This window comes from Pseudomonas triticifolii, assembly GCF_014358015.1.
Lineage (GTDB): Bacteria > Pseudomonadota > Gammaproteobacteria > Pseudomonadales > Pseudomonadaceae > Aquipseudomonas > Aquipseudomonas triticifolii.
This window is the reverse complement of record NZ_JACONV010000002.1, coordinates 239463-254143: the sequence shown is the minus strand read 5'-3', so window position 1 is coordinate 254143 and position 14681 is coordinate 239463. Positions and strand designations below refer to the sequence as shown.

Annotated in this window: 13 protein-coding genes; 11 read left to right on the top strand and 2 right to left on the bottom strand. The window is 58.3% G+C overall.

The window, feature by feature from the left end:
- The first annotated feature begins 201 nt into the window (after window positions 1–201).
- The 10 genes from rpsP (at window position 202) to H8S56_RS05810 (ending at window position 12095) form a co-directional block, all read left to right on the top strand.
- The gene (gene rpsP / locus H8S56_RS05855; protein WP_024685933.1) at window positions 202–459 is read left to right on the top strand and encodes a 30S ribosomal protein S16; all 258 of its coding nucleotides are present in this window, start codon (window positions 202–204) and stop codon (window positions 457–459) included.
- A gap of 5 nt (window positions 460–464) precedes the next feature.
- Complete coding sequence (gene rimM, locus H8S56_RS05850; protein WP_187518109.1) at window positions 465–1004, top strand: ribosome maturation factor RimM; 540 nt, start codon at window positions 465–467, stop codon at window positions 1002–1004.
- Between the two features lie 5 nt (window positions 1005–1009).
- Window positions 1010–1762 carry a tRNA (guanosine(37)-N1)-methyltransferase TrmD gene (trmD, locus tag H8S56_RS05845; RefSeq protein ID WP_004878872.1) on the top strand — a complete coding sequence of 251 codons (753 nt, stop codon included), beginning with the start codon at window positions 1010–1012 and terminating at the stop codon, window positions 1760–1762.
- 44 nt (window positions 1763–1806) lie between these two features.
- Window positions 1807–2157, top strand: a complete 351-nt coding sequence (gene rplS / locus H8S56_RS05840) for a 50S ribosomal protein L19 (RefSeq protein WP_002552524.1) — start codon at window positions 1807–1809, stop codon at window positions 2155–2157.
- A gap of 102 nt (window positions 2158–2259) precedes the next feature.
- Window positions 2260–3156, top strand: a complete 897-nt coding sequence (xerD, locus tag H8S56_RS05835) for a site-specific tyrosine recombinase XerD (RefSeq protein WP_024685935.1) — start codon at window positions 2260–2262, stop codon at window positions 3154–3156.
- Between the two features lie 145 nt (window positions 3157–3301).
- Window positions 3302–4042, top strand: a complete 741-nt coding sequence (gene dsbC / locus H8S56_RS05830) for a bifunctional protein-disulfide isomerase/oxidoreductase DsbC (protein ID WP_024685936.1) — start codon at window positions 3302–3304, stop codon at window positions 4040–4042.
- 146 nt (window positions 4043–4188) lie between these two features.
- Window positions 4189–5493, top strand: a complete 1305-nt coding sequence (locus H8S56_RS05825) for a homoserine dehydrogenase (protein WP_024685937.1) — start codon at window positions 4189–4191, stop codon at window positions 5491–5493.
- Window positions 5494–5556: 63 nt separating this feature from the next.
- Window positions 5557–6966, top strand: a complete 1410-nt coding sequence (gene thrC / locus H8S56_RS05820) for a threonine synthase (RefSeq protein WP_024694837.1) — start codon at window positions 5557–5559, stop codon at window positions 6964–6966.
- A 187-nt stretch (window positions 6967–7153) separates the two neighbouring features.
- Window positions 7154–10711, top strand: coding sequence for an ATP-binding protein (locus tag H8S56_RS05815; RefSeq protein ID WP_408003781.1), 3558 nt, complete (start codon window positions 7154–7156; stop codon window positions 10709–10711).
- 124 nt (window positions 10712–10835) lie between these two features.
- Window positions 10836–12095, top strand: coding sequence for an EAL domain-containing response regulator (locus tag H8S56_RS05810; RefSeq protein ID WP_456239163.1), 1260 nt, complete (start codon window positions 10836–10838; stop codon window positions 12093–12095).
- Here H8S56_RS05810 and H8S56_RS05805 read toward each other — a convergent pair.
- Entirely contained in the window at window positions 12068–12730 is a 663-nt protein-coding gene (locus tag H8S56_RS05805; RefSeq protein WP_024685941.1) for a response regulator transcription factor, read from the bottom strand. The two genes, H8S56_RS05810 and H8S56_RS05805, sit on opposite strands and share 28 nt — an antisense overlap.
- Before the next feature lie 383 nt (window positions 12731–13113).
- Here H8S56_RS05805 and H8S56_RS05800 point away from each other — a divergent pair, with 383 nt between their 5' ends.
- Window positions 13114–13410 (top strand): DUF3509 domain-containing protein, encoded by a 297-nt coding sequence (locus tag H8S56_RS05800; RefSeq protein WP_024685942.1) that lies wholly within the window; start codon window positions 13114–13116, stop codon window positions 13408–13410.
- A gap of 161 nt (window positions 13411–13571) precedes the next feature.
- Here the strand turns inward: H8S56_RS05800 and H8S56_RS05795 are convergent, their stop codons facing one another.
- Entirely contained in the window at window positions 13572–14459 is an 888-nt protein-coding gene (locus H8S56_RS05795) for a TIGR02285 family protein (RefSeq protein ID WP_187518107.1), read from the bottom strand.
- Window positions 14460–14681: the final 222 nt, after the last annotated feature.

Sequence of the window (14681 nt, the reverse complement as noted above, 5' to 3'; positions counted from 1 at the left end):
ACCCCCGCTCAGCCCGCGTTGTGCGGGCTTCTACCTGCTGTCATACCGACAGCGCTCTGGCAAATCTGGACGGCACGCCGATAGGCACCGGAAAAAGACATTTGCAAAAGTCGGGATATTCCTTAGAATATGCGGCCTTTCGGGCACCTATGCCCGCTGTGCATCTTAGATTTGCAGCACCGACTACAGGAACGATGTTCAATGCTAACCATCCGTCTTGCCCTTGGCGGCTCCAAAAAGCGCCCGTTTTACCACTTGACCGTTACCGACAGCCGCAACGCTCGTGACGGTTCCCACAAGGAACAAGTAGGTTTCTTCAACCCGGTTGCCCGTGGTCAGGAAATCCGTTTGTCCGTTAACGAAGAACGCGTCAACTACTGGTTGAGCGTGGGTGCACAAACTTCTGAGCGCGTTGCACAGCTGCTCAAAGAGCACAACAAGGCAAAGGCTGCGGCCTGAGTCTTATGAACGCGACGCCTGCACCTGCCGACGATCTGATCGTCATTGGCAAGATTTACTCAGTTCATGGCGTTCGCGGCGAAGTGAAGGTCTTTTCCTTTACTGATCCGATTGGAAACCTGTTGGACTACAAAACCTGGACGCTTCGGCGCGAAGGCAGCGTTGAGAAGCAGGTTGAGCTGGTCAGCGGACGCTTGCAGAGCAAGTTTCTGGTCGCAAAGCTCAAAGATCTCGATGATCGTGAAGAAGCACGTCTTCTGTCCGGTTACGAAATCTGCGTGCCGCGCAACCTGTTCCCTGATCTGGACGATGGCGAGTACTACTGGTACCAGCTTGAAGGCCTCAAGGTCATTGATCAACACGAGAAATTGCTCGGGAAAATCGATCACCTGCTCGAAACCGGTTCGAACGATGTAATGGTTGTAAAGCCCTGCGCAGGCAGCCTGGATGATCGTGAACGCTTGTTGCCTTATACAGAGCAATGCGTGTTGGCAGTTAACCTGGATGCTGGCGAGATGAAGGTGGATTGGGATGCGGACTTCTGAGTGCCATGGCTAGCCTACGCATAGAAGTCATCAGTCTGTTTCCCGAGATGTTTTCCGCCATCAGCGAATACGGCATTACCAGCCGTGCGGTGAAACAAGGGCTGTTGCAGCTCACTTGTTGGAATCCGCGGGATTACACCACTGATCGCCATCACACTGTGGATGATCGCCCATTTGGCGGTGGTCCGGGCATGGTGATGAAGATCAAGCCCCTTGAAGATGCTCTGGTTCAGGCCAGGCAAGCGGCGGGGGATGCGGCGAAGGTGATCTACCTGTCGCCACAAGGCCGCAAGCTGGATCAGTCTGCGGTACGCGAGCTGGCGCAGGAGGACGCGATTATCCTCATCGCCGGTCGTTATGAAGGCATTGACGAGCGCTTTATTGAGGCTCATGTCGATGAAGAGTGGTCGATTGGTGACTATGTTCTTTCCGGTGGCGAGCTGCCGGCGATGGTCCTGATTGACGCGGTTACGCGGCTGCTGCCTGGAGCTTTAGGGCATGTGGACTCCGCGGAGGAGGATTCCTTCACGGACGGTCTGCTGGATTGCCCGCATTACACCCGACCTGAGGTGTATGCGGATCAGCGTGTTCCCGACGTGTTGCTAAGTGGCAATCACGCGCACATCCGGCGTTGGCGTTTACAGCAGTCCCTCGGGCGGACCTATGAACGACGCGCTGATCTTCTGGAAAGCCGCTCGCTTTCTGGAGAAGAGAAGAAGCTGCTGGCGGAATACATCCGCGAGCGGGACGATAGTTAACGTATCGATGGTCGATCCAGACGGATTACCTTAGGAGCACCAGCATGACTAACAAAATCATTCTTGCCCTCGAAGCAGAGCAGATGACCAAAGAGATCCCTACCTTTGCCCCGGGCGACACTATTGTCGTTCAGGTGAAAGTGAAGGAAGGCGACCGCGCTCGTCTGCAAGCCTTTGAAGGCGTTGTAATTGCCAAGCGTAACCGTGGCGTGAACAGTGCTTTCACTGTTCGTAAAATCTCCAACGGTGTTGGCGTTGAGCGTACTTTTCAGACTTACAGCCCGCAAATCGACAGCATGGCTGTGAAACGTCGCGGTGACGTTCGCAAGGCCAAACTGTACTACCTGCGTGACCTGTCCGGTAAAGCAGCTCGCATCAAGGAAAAACTGTCCTGATACAGTTTTTCGATGCATAAAAAAAGCAGCCTTCGGGCTGCTTTTTTGTTGTCTGGTGTTTAATGATTGACCTTCCCGCTCCTGTACAAGCCCCGAGTAGCCATGCCTGCCATCGACCATCCACTGATTGACCAGTTTCTCGACGCACTCTGGCTGGAAAAAGGCCTGTCCGACAACACCCGTGACGCCTATCGCAGTGACCTGGCCTTGTTTAACGGCTGGCTGCAGGAACGCAACATCGATCTGCCGAGCGCGGGGCGCGAAGCGATTCTTGATCATTTGGCGTGGCGCGTGGATCAGGTCTACAAGCCGCGCTCAACCGCGCGTTTTTTGTCGGGTGCTCGTGGTTTTTACCGCTATCTGTTGCGTGAAAAGCTGATCGCAGTCGATCCTACCCTGCAGATCGACATGCCCCAGTTGGGCAAGCCGCTCCCCAAGTCACTGTCCGAAGCGGATGTCGAGGCGTTGCTGGCGGCACCGGACCTGAGCGAAGCTATCGGTCAGCGGGATCGGGCGATGCTGGAAGTGCTGTACGCCTGCGGTCTGCGCGTCACGGAACTGATCAGTCTGACGCTGGAGCAAGTCAACCTGCGTCAGGGTGTACTGCGGGTGATGGGCAAGGGCAGCAAGGAGCGTCTGGTGCCGATGGGCGAAGAGGCTATTGTCTGGGTTGAGCGCTACATGCGCGGTGCTCGGGACGAGTTGCTGAACGGTCGTCCCAGTGACGTCCTGTTTCCCAGTCAGCGCGGCGAGCAAATGACCCGGCAGACCTTCTGGCACCGGATCAAGCACCAGGCCGTGGTTGCCGGCATCGATAAATCCTTGTCACCTCACACATTGCGCCATGCGTTTGCCACTCATTTGCTCAACCATGGTGCCGACCTTCGGGTCGTGCAGATGCTGTTGGGGCACAGCGACCTGTCGACGACGCAGATCTATACTCACGTAGCACGCGCCAGGTTGCAGGACCTGCATGCCAGACACCATCCCCGAGGGTAGTTACGGCTGCAATTTCCGACGCGTCCGACGTCAGTCCGGGTCGGTGTTACAGGCCTAATGTGATAGGCTTTGCCGGTTTCGCAGAACCAGACCGACCTTCTCCATCTCTGCAGTGGTTCGTCTGTCCGCCGTCATAGGAGTTTTCATGCGCTTGCCCCAGATTTTCGCTGCCGCCGTCGTCGCACTGGCTGGCACGTTCAGTACGTTTGCCCAGGCCGATGCCGCCCCTGAGCAGGCCATTCGCAAGACCCTTGATACGCTCCAACTGGAGCTGCCGGTTGAAAGCATTGCGCCCAGTCCGCTCAATGGCCTCTACGAGGTCAAGCTCAAAGGTGGCCGCGTTCTGTACGCCAGCGCCGACGGGCAGTTCGTGGTCCAGGGTTACCTGTTTCAGGTGCAGAACGGCAAGCCGGTCAACCTGACCGAGAAGACCGAGCGTCTGGCCATATCCAAGACCATCAACGCCATTCCCGCTGCCGAAATGGTGGTCTATCCGGCGGTCGGCGAGACCAAGTCGCACATCACGGTATTCACCGATACCACGTGCCCTTACTGCCATAAGCTTCACGAAGAAGTCGGCCAGTTGAACAAGATGGGTGTTGAGGTGCGTTACCTTGCGTTCCCGCGCCAGGGGCTGGGTTCGCCGGGTGACGAGCAGTTGCAGGCTGTCTGGTGCTCCAAGGATCGTAAAGCGGCCATGGATCGCATGGTCGATGGCAAAGACATCAAGGCCGCCAAGTGCGACAACCCGGTCACCCGGCAATACGAACTGGGTCAGTCCATTGGGGTAAACGGCACGCCGGCGATTGTCCTGGCCGACGGTCAGGTCATTCCGGGCTATCAACCCGCAGCCCAGGTTGCCAAACTGGCACTGGGTGCCAAGTAGTTCGTGTCAGGCGTTCTGGTCGTCGGGCACGCCCGCGACCTGACATGACGGCCCTGCCGTCGTCTCGCTAAATTGTGGTCGCGTGGCGATACGCGACTGTTTTTCACAGTCGATTCAGGTTCGGCTGTTTTTCGGGGAGTTCATCAGTGAAACCGGTCAAAGTAGGCATATGTGGGCTGGGTACTGTCGGTGGCGGTACTTTCAACGTACTCAAGCGTAACGCCGAGGAGATTGCCCGCCGTGCCGGGCGTGGAATCGAGGTCGCGCAAATTGCGGTTCGTACACCAAACCCCAACTGCCAGATTACCGGTACGCCTACGACCAGTGATGTGTTCGCCGTTGCCAGCAACCCTGAAATCGACATCATCATCGAGCTGATCGGTGGCTACACCATCGCGCGCGAATTGGTGCTCAAGGCCATCGAGAACGGCAAGCACGTAGTCACCGCCAACAAGGCGCTGATTGCCGTTCACGGCAACGAGATCTTTGCCAAGGCGCGCGAGAAGGGCGTCATTGTCGCCTTCGAAGCAGCCGTCGCGGGCGGTATCCCGGTTATCAAGGCGATTCGTGAAGGCCTGTCGGCGAACCGCATCAACTGGGTCGCCGGCATCATCAATGGCACTGGTAACTTCATCCTCACTGAAATGCGTGAAAAGGGCCGCACGTTCCCTGACGTGCTGGCTGAAGCCCAGGCATTGGGTTACGCCGAGGCCGATCCGACCTTCGACGTCGAAGGTATCGATGCGGCGCACAAGCTGACGATTCTGGCGTCCATTGCGTTCGGTATCCCGTTGCAGTTCGACAAGGCTTATACCGAAGGCATCACCAAGCTCACTACCGCTGATGTGAACTACGCCGAAGCGCTGGGCTACCGCATCAAGCATCTGGGTGTTGCGCGCAGTACCGCCCAAGGTATCGAGTTGCGAGTACACCCGACCCTGATCCCGGCCGATCGCCTGATCGCCAACGTCAACGGCGTGATGAATGCGGTGATGGTCAACGGTGATGCGTCGGGCTCGACCCTGTTCTACGGTGCAGGAGCTGGCATGGAGCCTACAGCGTCGTCGGTCATCGCCGATCTGGTCGACGTGGTCCGCGCCATGACCTCCGACCCCGAGAACCGTGTTCCACATTTGGCCTTCCAGCCCGATTCGCTGTCGGCTCATCCGATTCTGCCAATCGAAGCCTGCGAAAGCGCCTACTACCTGCGCATTCAGGCCAAGGATCATCCGGGCGTGCTGGCTCAGGTGGCGAGCATTCTGTCCGAGCGCGGCATCAATATCGAGTCGATCATGCAGAAAGAAGTCGAAGAGCATGACGGTCTGGTACCGATGATCCTGCTGACGCATCGCGTGATCGAACAGCGCATCAACGATGCCATCAAGGCTCTGGAAGCCTTGCAGGACGTAGTGGGCCCGGTGGTCCGCATCCGTGTCGAACATCTGAATTAACTTCAGCTGCAAGCCTGCGGCAGCACGCTGCGGGCTTGAAGCTCAAACCAAAGGTTTGATCCCATGCGCTATATCAGTACTCGCGGCCAAGCGCCTGCGCTGAATTTCGAAGACGTGCTGCTGGCTGGCCTGGCCACCGATGGCGGCTTGTATGTTCCTGAAAACCTGCCGCGCTTCACCCAGGAAGAAATTGCTTCCTGGGCCGGCCTGCCGTATCACGAGCTGGCCTTCCGGGTGATGCGTCCCTTCGTGACCGGCAGCATCCCGGACGCCGACTTCAAACAGATTCTTGAAGAGACCTACGGCGTCTTCGCTCACAGCGCGATCGCGCCGCTGCGTCAATTGAACGGCAACGAGTGGGTGCTTGAGCTGTTCCACGGCCCGACCCTGGCGTTCAAGGATTTCGCGCTGCAATTGCTCGGTCGTCTGCTGGACTACGTGCTGGCCAAGCGCGGCGAGCGCGTGGTCATCATTGGCGCCACTTCCGGCGATACCGGCTCGGCTGCCATCGAAGGCTGCCGCCGCTGCGACAACGTCGATATCTTCATTCTGCACCCGCACAATCGTGTGTCCGATGTTCAGCGCCGCCAGATGACCACAATCTTCGGTGACAACATCCACAACATCGCCGTGGAAGGAAACTTCGACGACTGCCAGGAAATGGTCAAGGCCAGCTTCGCCGATCAGAGCTTCCTGAAAGGTACGCGTCTGGTCGCGGTCAACTCGATCAACTGGGCACGGATCATGGCCCAGATCGTCTACTACTTCCACGCCTCGCTGCAGCTGGGCGGCCCGGCGCGTTCCGTATCGTTCTCGGTGCCGACCGGCAACTTCGGCGATATCTTCGCCGGCTACCTGGCACGCAACATGGGTCTGCCGATCAATCAGTTGATCGTGGCCACCAACCGCAACGACATCCTGCACCGTTTCATGAGCGGCAATCAGTACGTCAAGGAAACCCTGCACGCCACGCTGTCGCCGTCGATGGACATCATGGTGTCCTCCAACTTCGAACGTTTGCTGTTCGACATGCACGGTCGTAACGGTCTGGCCATTGCCGAACTGATGAACAGCTTCAGGCAAGGAAGTGGTTTCAGCGTCGAAGAAGAGCGCTGGACCGAAACGCGCAAGCTGTTCGACTCCCTGGCGGTCAGTGACGAGCAAACCTGCGAAACCATCGCCGACGTGTTTGCCAAGACCGGCGAGCTGCTGGATCCGCACACGGCGATCGGTGTCAAAGCGGCTCGTGAATGCCGTCGCAGCCTGGATACGCCGATGGTGATTCTGGGCACGGCGCATCCGGTCAAATTCCCCGAGGCTGTGGAGAAGGCAGGCGTAGGAAAAGCGCTAGAGCTACCTGCACATATGTCTGATCTTTTCGAGCGTGACGAGCGCTGCACGGTCCTGCCAAATGACCTGAAAGCCATACAGGCGTTCGTCAGCCAGCACGGGAACCGCGGCAAGCCCCTCTGACAGAATCGTTGTGTAACAACTTTAGGCCCGCCATCTGGCGGGCCTTCTCGTTTCTACGTGCCAAACTTCGGATGTTTTCAGTTCAGTCGGGTCGGGTGTTGTGAAGCAGGCAAGTATGCGAAGGATCGTCAGGATGACAGTCAGGGTCGAGGAGGGCAGCGCATGGCGCCTGTTGTTCCTGCTGCTGATGGTTTTCTTCACTCAGTCGGTCGGTGCAACGCAAAGTCTGCCCTTTACCCTGACCGCTCCGTTTCTGGTGTCCGAGGACCTGCCTCTGGATGCGCAGGATCGACAATGGCTGGACCAGCACAAAGTCATTCGGGTCGGCATCGCCATTGCCGATTACGAGCCCATTGATATCACCAGTGACCGCAACCGCTATCAAGGCATCAGCGCCGATTACCTGAGCATGGTCGGTGATCAGTTGAACGTGTCGATGCAAGTGACCGGGTTTGCCCAGCGTGACGAGGCCATCGAAGCATTGCGCAAGGGCATCATCGATGTACTGACCAGCGCAAATGGCTTCGAGCGCGGCGTCAAAGGCCTGGCCTTTTCCACCGAGTACATGCCGGACCGCTCTGTCGTGGTGGGCCGTGGCAACGACTTGAGTCCGTCTCTGGGGCTTGAGGGCAAGAAAGTCGTTCTGCTGGACGGCTATGCCGACTCAGACGTTGTGCGCAGTGTTTATCCCGGCAGCAGGATTATCATCGCGCCCAACCTGTACAGTGCCCTGGAAGCCTTGAGCCAGGGTGAGGTGGATGTCTTCATCGGCAATGAAGTGATCGTACGTTCCTACATCGCGTTGCGACCCTATCTCGGGTTGCAGATCAAATTCGAAAGCGCGTTGCCTCCCGTAGGCTTTGCGTTTGCGGTACGCGAGCAGGAGCAGCGTTTGCTTGCGCTTTTTGACCGTGCGCTGGCCGCTATCGATCCTTCGGTCTGTCGCGAGGTGTTGAGTCGCTGGACCATGGGGCTGGGTGCTGATCTGGCAGGGCAGCGGGTCAGCGTCACCGGTGCCGAGCGGCGCTGGATGCTCAAACATCCCGTCGTCACTGTATCGACCACTCAGCATCCACCCTATATCTACAAGGACAAACACGGCCATTGGGTGGGGCTCAACATCGATGTGCTGGCGCGTATATCACGCATGACCGGCTTGCAGTTCGTCCACCGCGAAGTGCCTTCCACCCGTGAGAGTATGGAAGCGCTTCGTAACGGCATGGCGGACATGAACACGACCCTTGCCGAGAACGCCGAGCGTCGAGGGTTTCTCGATTTCACCTACTCCTTCGGCGGAAACAACTGGGTGTTCGTGGTGCGCTCCGAAAGCTCTTCGGATGTTTCGCTGGCAGGTCTTGAGGGGCGTGTGCTCGCGTTACCTGCTCGTCACGCGCTTGAAGACCAGATCAGGCGTGAGTACCCCGGCATCCAGTTGAAGCTTGTTCATACCTACGATCAGGCGCGCGCGCTGGTTGAAAGTGGCGTTGCCGATGCCTCGATCCAGAACGAGGCCGGCGCTTATCTGTTTCCCTCCGGCAAGCTCAAGGTGGCTCGCAGTGTGGACGGGAAATGGTCGCCCGACCGCTTTTCGGTGATCAAGTCACAGCCCGAACTGCTCGGCATCCTGAACAAGGCGCTCGAAGAGTTTCCCGTCGCCGAGTTGCGCTCCATTCGGGTGAAATGGCTGGGTTCGATGCTGCCCCAGCCCTCCCTCTGGAGCCGCATTCCCGATTGGGCGATCTGGGTAATGACCGTGGCGATGCTGGTCGGGCTGGTTTCGCTGGTGTGGAGCAGTCGGCTCAAAACGCAGATTCGCCAGCGTCTCAAGGTAGAGCGACAACTCAACGACCAGTTGGCCTTCAAGCGTGCGTTGCTCGACGGCATTCCCAACCCCATCTACGTACGCGACCTGAAAGGACGTCTTATTTCCTGCAACCGCAGTTACGAAGACAGCCTGGGTGTCAGCTTCGAGCAGCTCAACGGCCGTCGCCTGACGGACGTCGACCTGATTCCGCGCCCGGTCGCCGAGCAGATGCATACGGACTACCTGAAGTTACTGGAAGACCATCGTCCGATCTTTGCCGATCGCACACTTGAAGTCCTGGGCAAGCGCCTGGACGCCTGGCAGTGGACGGTGCCGTTCTTCGGGGCTGATGGCCAGTTGCAGGGTTTGCTGGGTGGCTGGGTCGACATCACCGAGCGCAAGCGTCTGGAGCATCAGCTCGAAGAAGCGCTGCGCCACGCCGATCAGGCCAACGAAGCCAAGAGCGCCTTTCTGGCCAGCATGAGTCATGAGATTCGCACACCGATGGCAGCAATCATCGGGCTGCTTGAGCTGGAATGCGAGCAGGCGCTGCGTGAAGGGCATGAGCCCTCCGAAGGCCTTAAGGTGGCACACCGTTCAGCCACTGAACTCGTTGCACTGGTGGGCGACAGCCTCGATCTGGCCAGGATCGAGGCCGGGGAAATGCAATTGTCACTCGCAGTGACGTCGCTGCGTGGGTTCTTCGAAGGCGTGGTTCAGCTGTTTTCCGCTCAGGCCAAGGCAAAGGGGCTGCAGCTTCGGCTGGAATTTTCTGCACAGGTCGAAGGTGATTACTGGCTGGATTCCCTAAGGTTGCGGCAGGTTCTGCATAACGTCGTAGGCAACGCCTTGAAGTTTACCGATGAGGGGGCGGTGGTAGTGACGGTCCGGCTGCTTGATAGGTCCGATCAGGCTTCGCACATTCGCATCGATGTTCAGGACAGTGGCGCAGGCATTGAGCCGGAGCGCCAGCAGCAGGTGTTCAAACCCTTCACCCAGGCCAGCGTCGATACCGCAGCCCGTTATGGCGGCAGTGGGTTGGGTCTGAGCATTTCTCGTCAGTTGGTGGAGCTGATGAACGGCCAGATCAGCCTGCAGAGCGAGCCTTTAAAAGGTACTCGGGTGACGATCGACCTGACGCTTGCCAGAGTTGAGCATGCTATCGCGCCCGATAACGAAATGCCTGGTTCGCTCGCCCAGCACAAGAGCCTGGAATTGCTGGTGGTCGACGATCTTTCTGCCAATCGCATGGTGCTGACCCGGCAACTGGAGTTCCTGGGGCATCAGGTCGTCCCTGTCCAGAGCGGAGAGGCGGCGTTGCAGGCGTGGCGGGAGGGCAGGTTCGACGCTGTGATCACCGACTGCAACATGCCCGGTATAAGCGGTTATACCCTGACCGAAGCCATTCGACGGATCGAAGCGCAGACGTTGCATCGGCGTTGCCCGGTCATCGGCTGTACGGCCAACGCCATGAACGATGAGGTGCAGCGTTGTGAGCGTTCGGGGATGGACGGCCTGCTGACCAAGCCCGTATCGCTGGAGCATCTGGCGCAATCGCTGGCAAGACTGGTTCCCGAACCCACGTTCGATATCCAGACGCTGCATCGTATGACTCAGGCCAATGAACAACAGATGCAGCGGTTGTTGGCTGAACTCTGGAAAAACCTGCTGCATGAGCATTCGCTCCTGGAGTCGGCAGTCCATGCGCAGGACTGGCAGGGCCTGGGTGCGTCGCTGCATCGTCTCAAGGGCGCAGCATGCCTGGTCGATGCGTTGCCGCTGGCAAAGGCTTGTGCGGCTCTGGACGAAAGCGTCTTGCGCGAGGCCTCGGCACAATTGCGCGAGCGTTGGCCTGTTCTTGAGGCGGCCATCGACAGCTTGCGTCAGGACATAGAGGTTCATCTCGTCGAGCTGCCTGAACTGTCTCCTCAGTCTGATTGAGTGCCAGAGCACAACGCGTGAACGCCAAGGTGCGTTTTAAGACTTGTCCTATGGGATACAGAACCGCAAGTGTCTAGAGTGAATGCTCTTCTGGCCTGACGGCTGCGACTCGATAGGCATGATTGTGCGCTCACTCAAGGTTCTGATCCTCGAAGATCATCCCTTTCAACTGATGGCGTTGCATCAGATGCTCAACGCCCTGCAGGTTTTCGATGTGCGCACGGCCGAGAGTGTCGAGGATGCCCTGCAGTCGTTGCACAGTCGTGGTCCTGTCGATATCGCCATTTGTGATCTGCAGATGGAAGGGGCGGACGGTCTTGAGTTGATTCGCCATCTGGCGTCCGAACGCCAGGCGAACGCTTTGATCGTGCTCAGCAGCACGACCAGCTACGTGCTGGAGGGCGTAGCCCGACTGGCTGCCGACCAGGGGCTTGAAGTCCTGGGCTGTTTGCAGAAGCCAGCTTCGGCCGCGGTCTTGCGCGAGTTGCTCGATGCCTATGAGCACACTGCGGCCGAGCGCCATGAGCCCGGGTCGGATTGTCCATTGCAGGAACCCTTGAGTGCGCATCAATTGTTCTGCGGCTCCTCGAATGCATCCAGTGCAGCGCAGTGGATTGCTCACTTTCAACCAAAGGTCAGCCTGGATGGCGATGTGCTGGGCGTCGAGGCGCTGGTTCGCTGGCAGCACCCGGTGCTCGGTCTGCTGGCTCCCGGAAGCTTCATGGACATCATCGAAGCGCAGGGGCTGATTGTCCCGTTGACCTGGCGCGTACTGGACCAGGCATTGGCGTTGTCTGCGCAGTGTCTGCGCGAGCGGGGTCAGACGCTACCGGTATCTGTGAACATCGCCCCGCAGGTCTTGCAGCAGACCGATTTCATGGAGCAGGTCACACAAGCGCTGGCGCGTCATCAGGTGCCGGCCGATGCCCTGACTCTGGAGATTCTCGAGCAGGATGACGCAGGCCTGCAGGCCTGGCCGCTGGAGGTGCTGTTACGTCTTTGCATGCAGGGCTGCAAGCTGTCGATCGACGACTTTGGCATGGGGGCGTCGAACATCGATCGCCTGCTGCTGCTACCTTTCAGTGAGCTGAAAATCCCGACCGACTTCGTTCGGGGAATGGCCGAAGATGCGCGCAAGTCAGCGGTGGTGGCGGGCGCGATGCTCATGGCGCAACGGTTGTCGATGACGGTGGTGGTCGAAGGTGTCGAGACTCTGGATGACTACCATAGCCTGCTGGCGCTGGAGGCATCGGCAATTCAGGGCTACTTCATTGCGCGTCCCATGGCCGCGGCGGACCTTGTTCGCTGGCTGGATGAGCGCAGCAGGACGCGCGTGGCTGTCCATGATGCTGTGGTTCAGGACAGCCCATGTTCCTGCAAATAGATAAACAGGGCGGCCTCGTTCGCCAGCCCGAGTTTGCGCATTGCGCTGACCTTCTGGGCGCTCACCGTCTGCTTGCTGCGGTTGAGCTGAGTGGCGATCTGGCCTACCGCATGGCCCGCTGACAACAGGCGCAGCACTTCAAGTTCTCGGGGGGACAAATGCTCGAACGCGAGAGGCGCGTCAGGGCCGTGATGCTGTGCGTCCTGCAGGACCCTGCGCACCGAGTCGGCCAGAAATACCTGACCGCTGCGAACGCTTTCAATCGCAACCGGCAACTCGCCCGCCACGCTGGCTTTGCTCAACAGGCCTTTGACGTTAAGCGCCAGCATGGACTGAAACAGGCCGGCGTTGCTTAGCGTGGTCACCACCACTACAGGCAGCGTGGGGAAATCCCGTTGAATGCGTTGCAGCAGACGCAGCCCATCGCCCTGCTTTTCGGCAGGCATCATGAAGTCCGTCACCAGCACATCACAGGCGTGATTTTTGAGCGCCACCAACAGCTCGTCCGGGTCACTTGCCTCGGCGATGACGGTTGCAGTGTCGTCCTGCTCCAGAACGACTCGCAGTCCGATCAGGAAGATAGGGTGGTCATCAGCCACGATGATACGCAAGGGCGGGGCGTTGGAAGCGCTCAAGGTCTGGCTCCATGAAGGATGGCTAGGTTCGGTACGAACAGTGGTTGCGCTCGCCGACGTTTCGTACAGTTCCTAATGGTATTGCATCTGACGTAGCTGTTTGTAAGGGCAGGCAGTGGATAAGCGATTTGTAGGATGTTGATCTGATAATTGATGAAAAATCCTACGCAATGATGACGGCCTGATGACCCTGAACGACTTGCTCATGCATGACATGGCGCAAATATAGGCTTCTGAAGTGCAGTTTTTTCCCTGTCACATTCGACAGGCATGCTCGAATGCCGAAAGAGTCGCTGTGACCGGGCAGCAGGAAAGAACTTTGTGCCTGTGCCAATGGTCATTGATAAGCACCTTTGCATTCAAACTGTTGAGTGGTGATCTATATGGAAAATATCAGCTTACTGCTAAGTGAAGCGCTTGCTCCCTATCAGGCCAGTATCGGCCCGGCGGGCGCTCACGGTGAGCGTCTGGTGACGCTGAAAGATATGTCGGGTGCTTGCGTGATCGAACGCACATTCACTGCAGATCAGCTCAGTGACAAACGCCAGTTGACGGACGTTGTCGACGGGCTTCACCGCGATCTGATGGTCGCCGAGGGCAGGATCGAGCCCTGCATGATTGCCGCGATGCGCAATGCCGAAGTCAGTCGTACATTCGTCGGCGCTCCGACCTTCGGGTGATTGCCGGCCGGAACCTTATGGTTGTCCGGCGCTCTTATACGGTATGTCAGGACTGAGCATTGTGCTCCGGTGATCAGGGTCTGACGTACTGGTCTTAAAGGCCATGTTTACCCCGGGCAGCCGCTCCGCTGTCCGGGGTTTCTTTTTTGTGGATACAGGTGTTACGGGGCCTGGCTGGCCTCGAATATCGCCTTCACGTCCTGCAGGTATTGCGCACGCTGTTCAGGTGCCAGCCACTGGGCGTAAAGCCCCATCAGGCTGCTCTCGCGCAGGGTGCGCATTTCCCGATTGATCAAAGTAATCGCCTGTCTGCCCTGTGGTGTGTTGCTGCAGCCGATGTAGGCCGGTTGGTAGGCAGGGTTGTCCTTGATCGGCACAAAGGCGAGCTCTTCTGGATCAATGCCTTGCTGCAGCGCCTGATAGCGCACCTCGAACCAGAAACCAAGCACCCCTTGCAAGCGGCCTGCTCGCGCCATCTGCAGCAGACTGCCGACGGCATCAGTGCCGTAATGCAGGCTCAAGTCCTGCTTCTGGCTGGTCTGCAGCGTCTTGTCGATCATCCCGCCATAGCTGCGCTCGGCCACGATCCCCAGCTTGATCGTCTTGCTGGCCATCAGCTCGTCAAAGTCGATCTTTCCCTGCGAAATGAAGGGTTCGAACCGGTCCATTTCTTCTTTGCGCACAATCAACCCGCTACTGAACAGGACGAACGTGGGGATTGAAAAAGCGATGGTTCTGGCACGCTCTGGTGTCCAGAGCATGGTCGGGTCGCAGCTGAGTGAGGTGCCCTCGGTCAGCATTTGCATCGCCCTGGCCCTGTTGACTCGCACCAGTACGTGGTCGTATTCAGGCATCCTTGCAGTCAGTTGCGGCATGAGTTGATCGATGGCGCCTTGTCCCTGCATCGGTCCCGAGAAGATGGTCGAAGGCGGTAGGTCGCGCAGCAGCCAGGTCAATGTCTCGCGTGCCTGACTCGGGGTCGACATGGCAGGCAACAGCAGCACGAGCAGCATGCGGAGCATTGCGCAGTACGAGGCACGAAAAGTCATTCGTTGGTGTCATCCCCGAAAGTTTTTCAGTCAGTCACGGTTGCCAGACTGCAAGGCTTTGAGTCGCCCCAGCGTGACGGGGTCACATCCAGCCGGTAGATACGGCAAGTAACGGGCTAACCCGATTTCCTTGTCAGGCAAGTGAACGCCCGCCAGATTACGCGTTGATTACGCCGCCGTCTCTGGGTTTGATGGTGAGCCGATTCGTTCGCCGGGCCCGCA

Coding starts and splice junctions, on each gene's coding strand:
- dsbC (WP_024685936.1), top strand. CDS start 3,302: ATGCGCTTGCCCCAGATTTTCGCTGCCGCCGTCGTCGCACTGGCTGGC.
- H8S56_RS05800 (WP_024685942.1), top strand. CDS start 13,114: ATGGAAAATATCAGCTTACTGCTAAGTGAAGCGCTTGCTCCCTATCAG.
- thrC (WP_024694837.1), top strand. CDS start 5,557: ATGCGCTATATCAGTACTCGCGGCCAAGCGCCTGCGCTGAATTTCGAA.
- rimM (WP_187518109.1), top strand. CDS start 465: ATGAACGCGACGCCTGCACCTGCCGACGATCTGATCGTCATTGGCAAG.
- trmD (WP_004878872.1), top strand. CDS start 1,010: ATGGCTAGCCTACGCATAGAAGTCATCAGTCTGTTTCCCGAGATGTTT.
- H8S56_RS05795 (WP_187518107.1), bottom strand. CDS start 14,459: ATGACTTTTCGTGCCTCGTACTGCGCAATGCTCCGCATGCTGCTCGTG.
- xerD (WP_024685935.1), top strand. CDS start 2,260: ATGCCTGCCATCGACCATCCACTGATTGACCAGTTTCTCGACGCACTC.
- rplS (WP_002552524.1), top strand. CDS start 1,807: ATGACTAACAAAATCATTCTTGCCCTCGAAGCAGAGCAGATGACCAAA.
- H8S56_RS05815 (WP_408003781.1), top strand. CDS start 7,154: ATGGTTTTCTTCACTCAGTCGGTCGGTGCAACGCAAAGTCTGCCCTTT.
- rpsP (WP_024685933.1), top strand. CDS start 202: ATGCTAACCATCCGTCTTGCCCTTGGCGGCTCCAAAAAGCGCCCGTTT.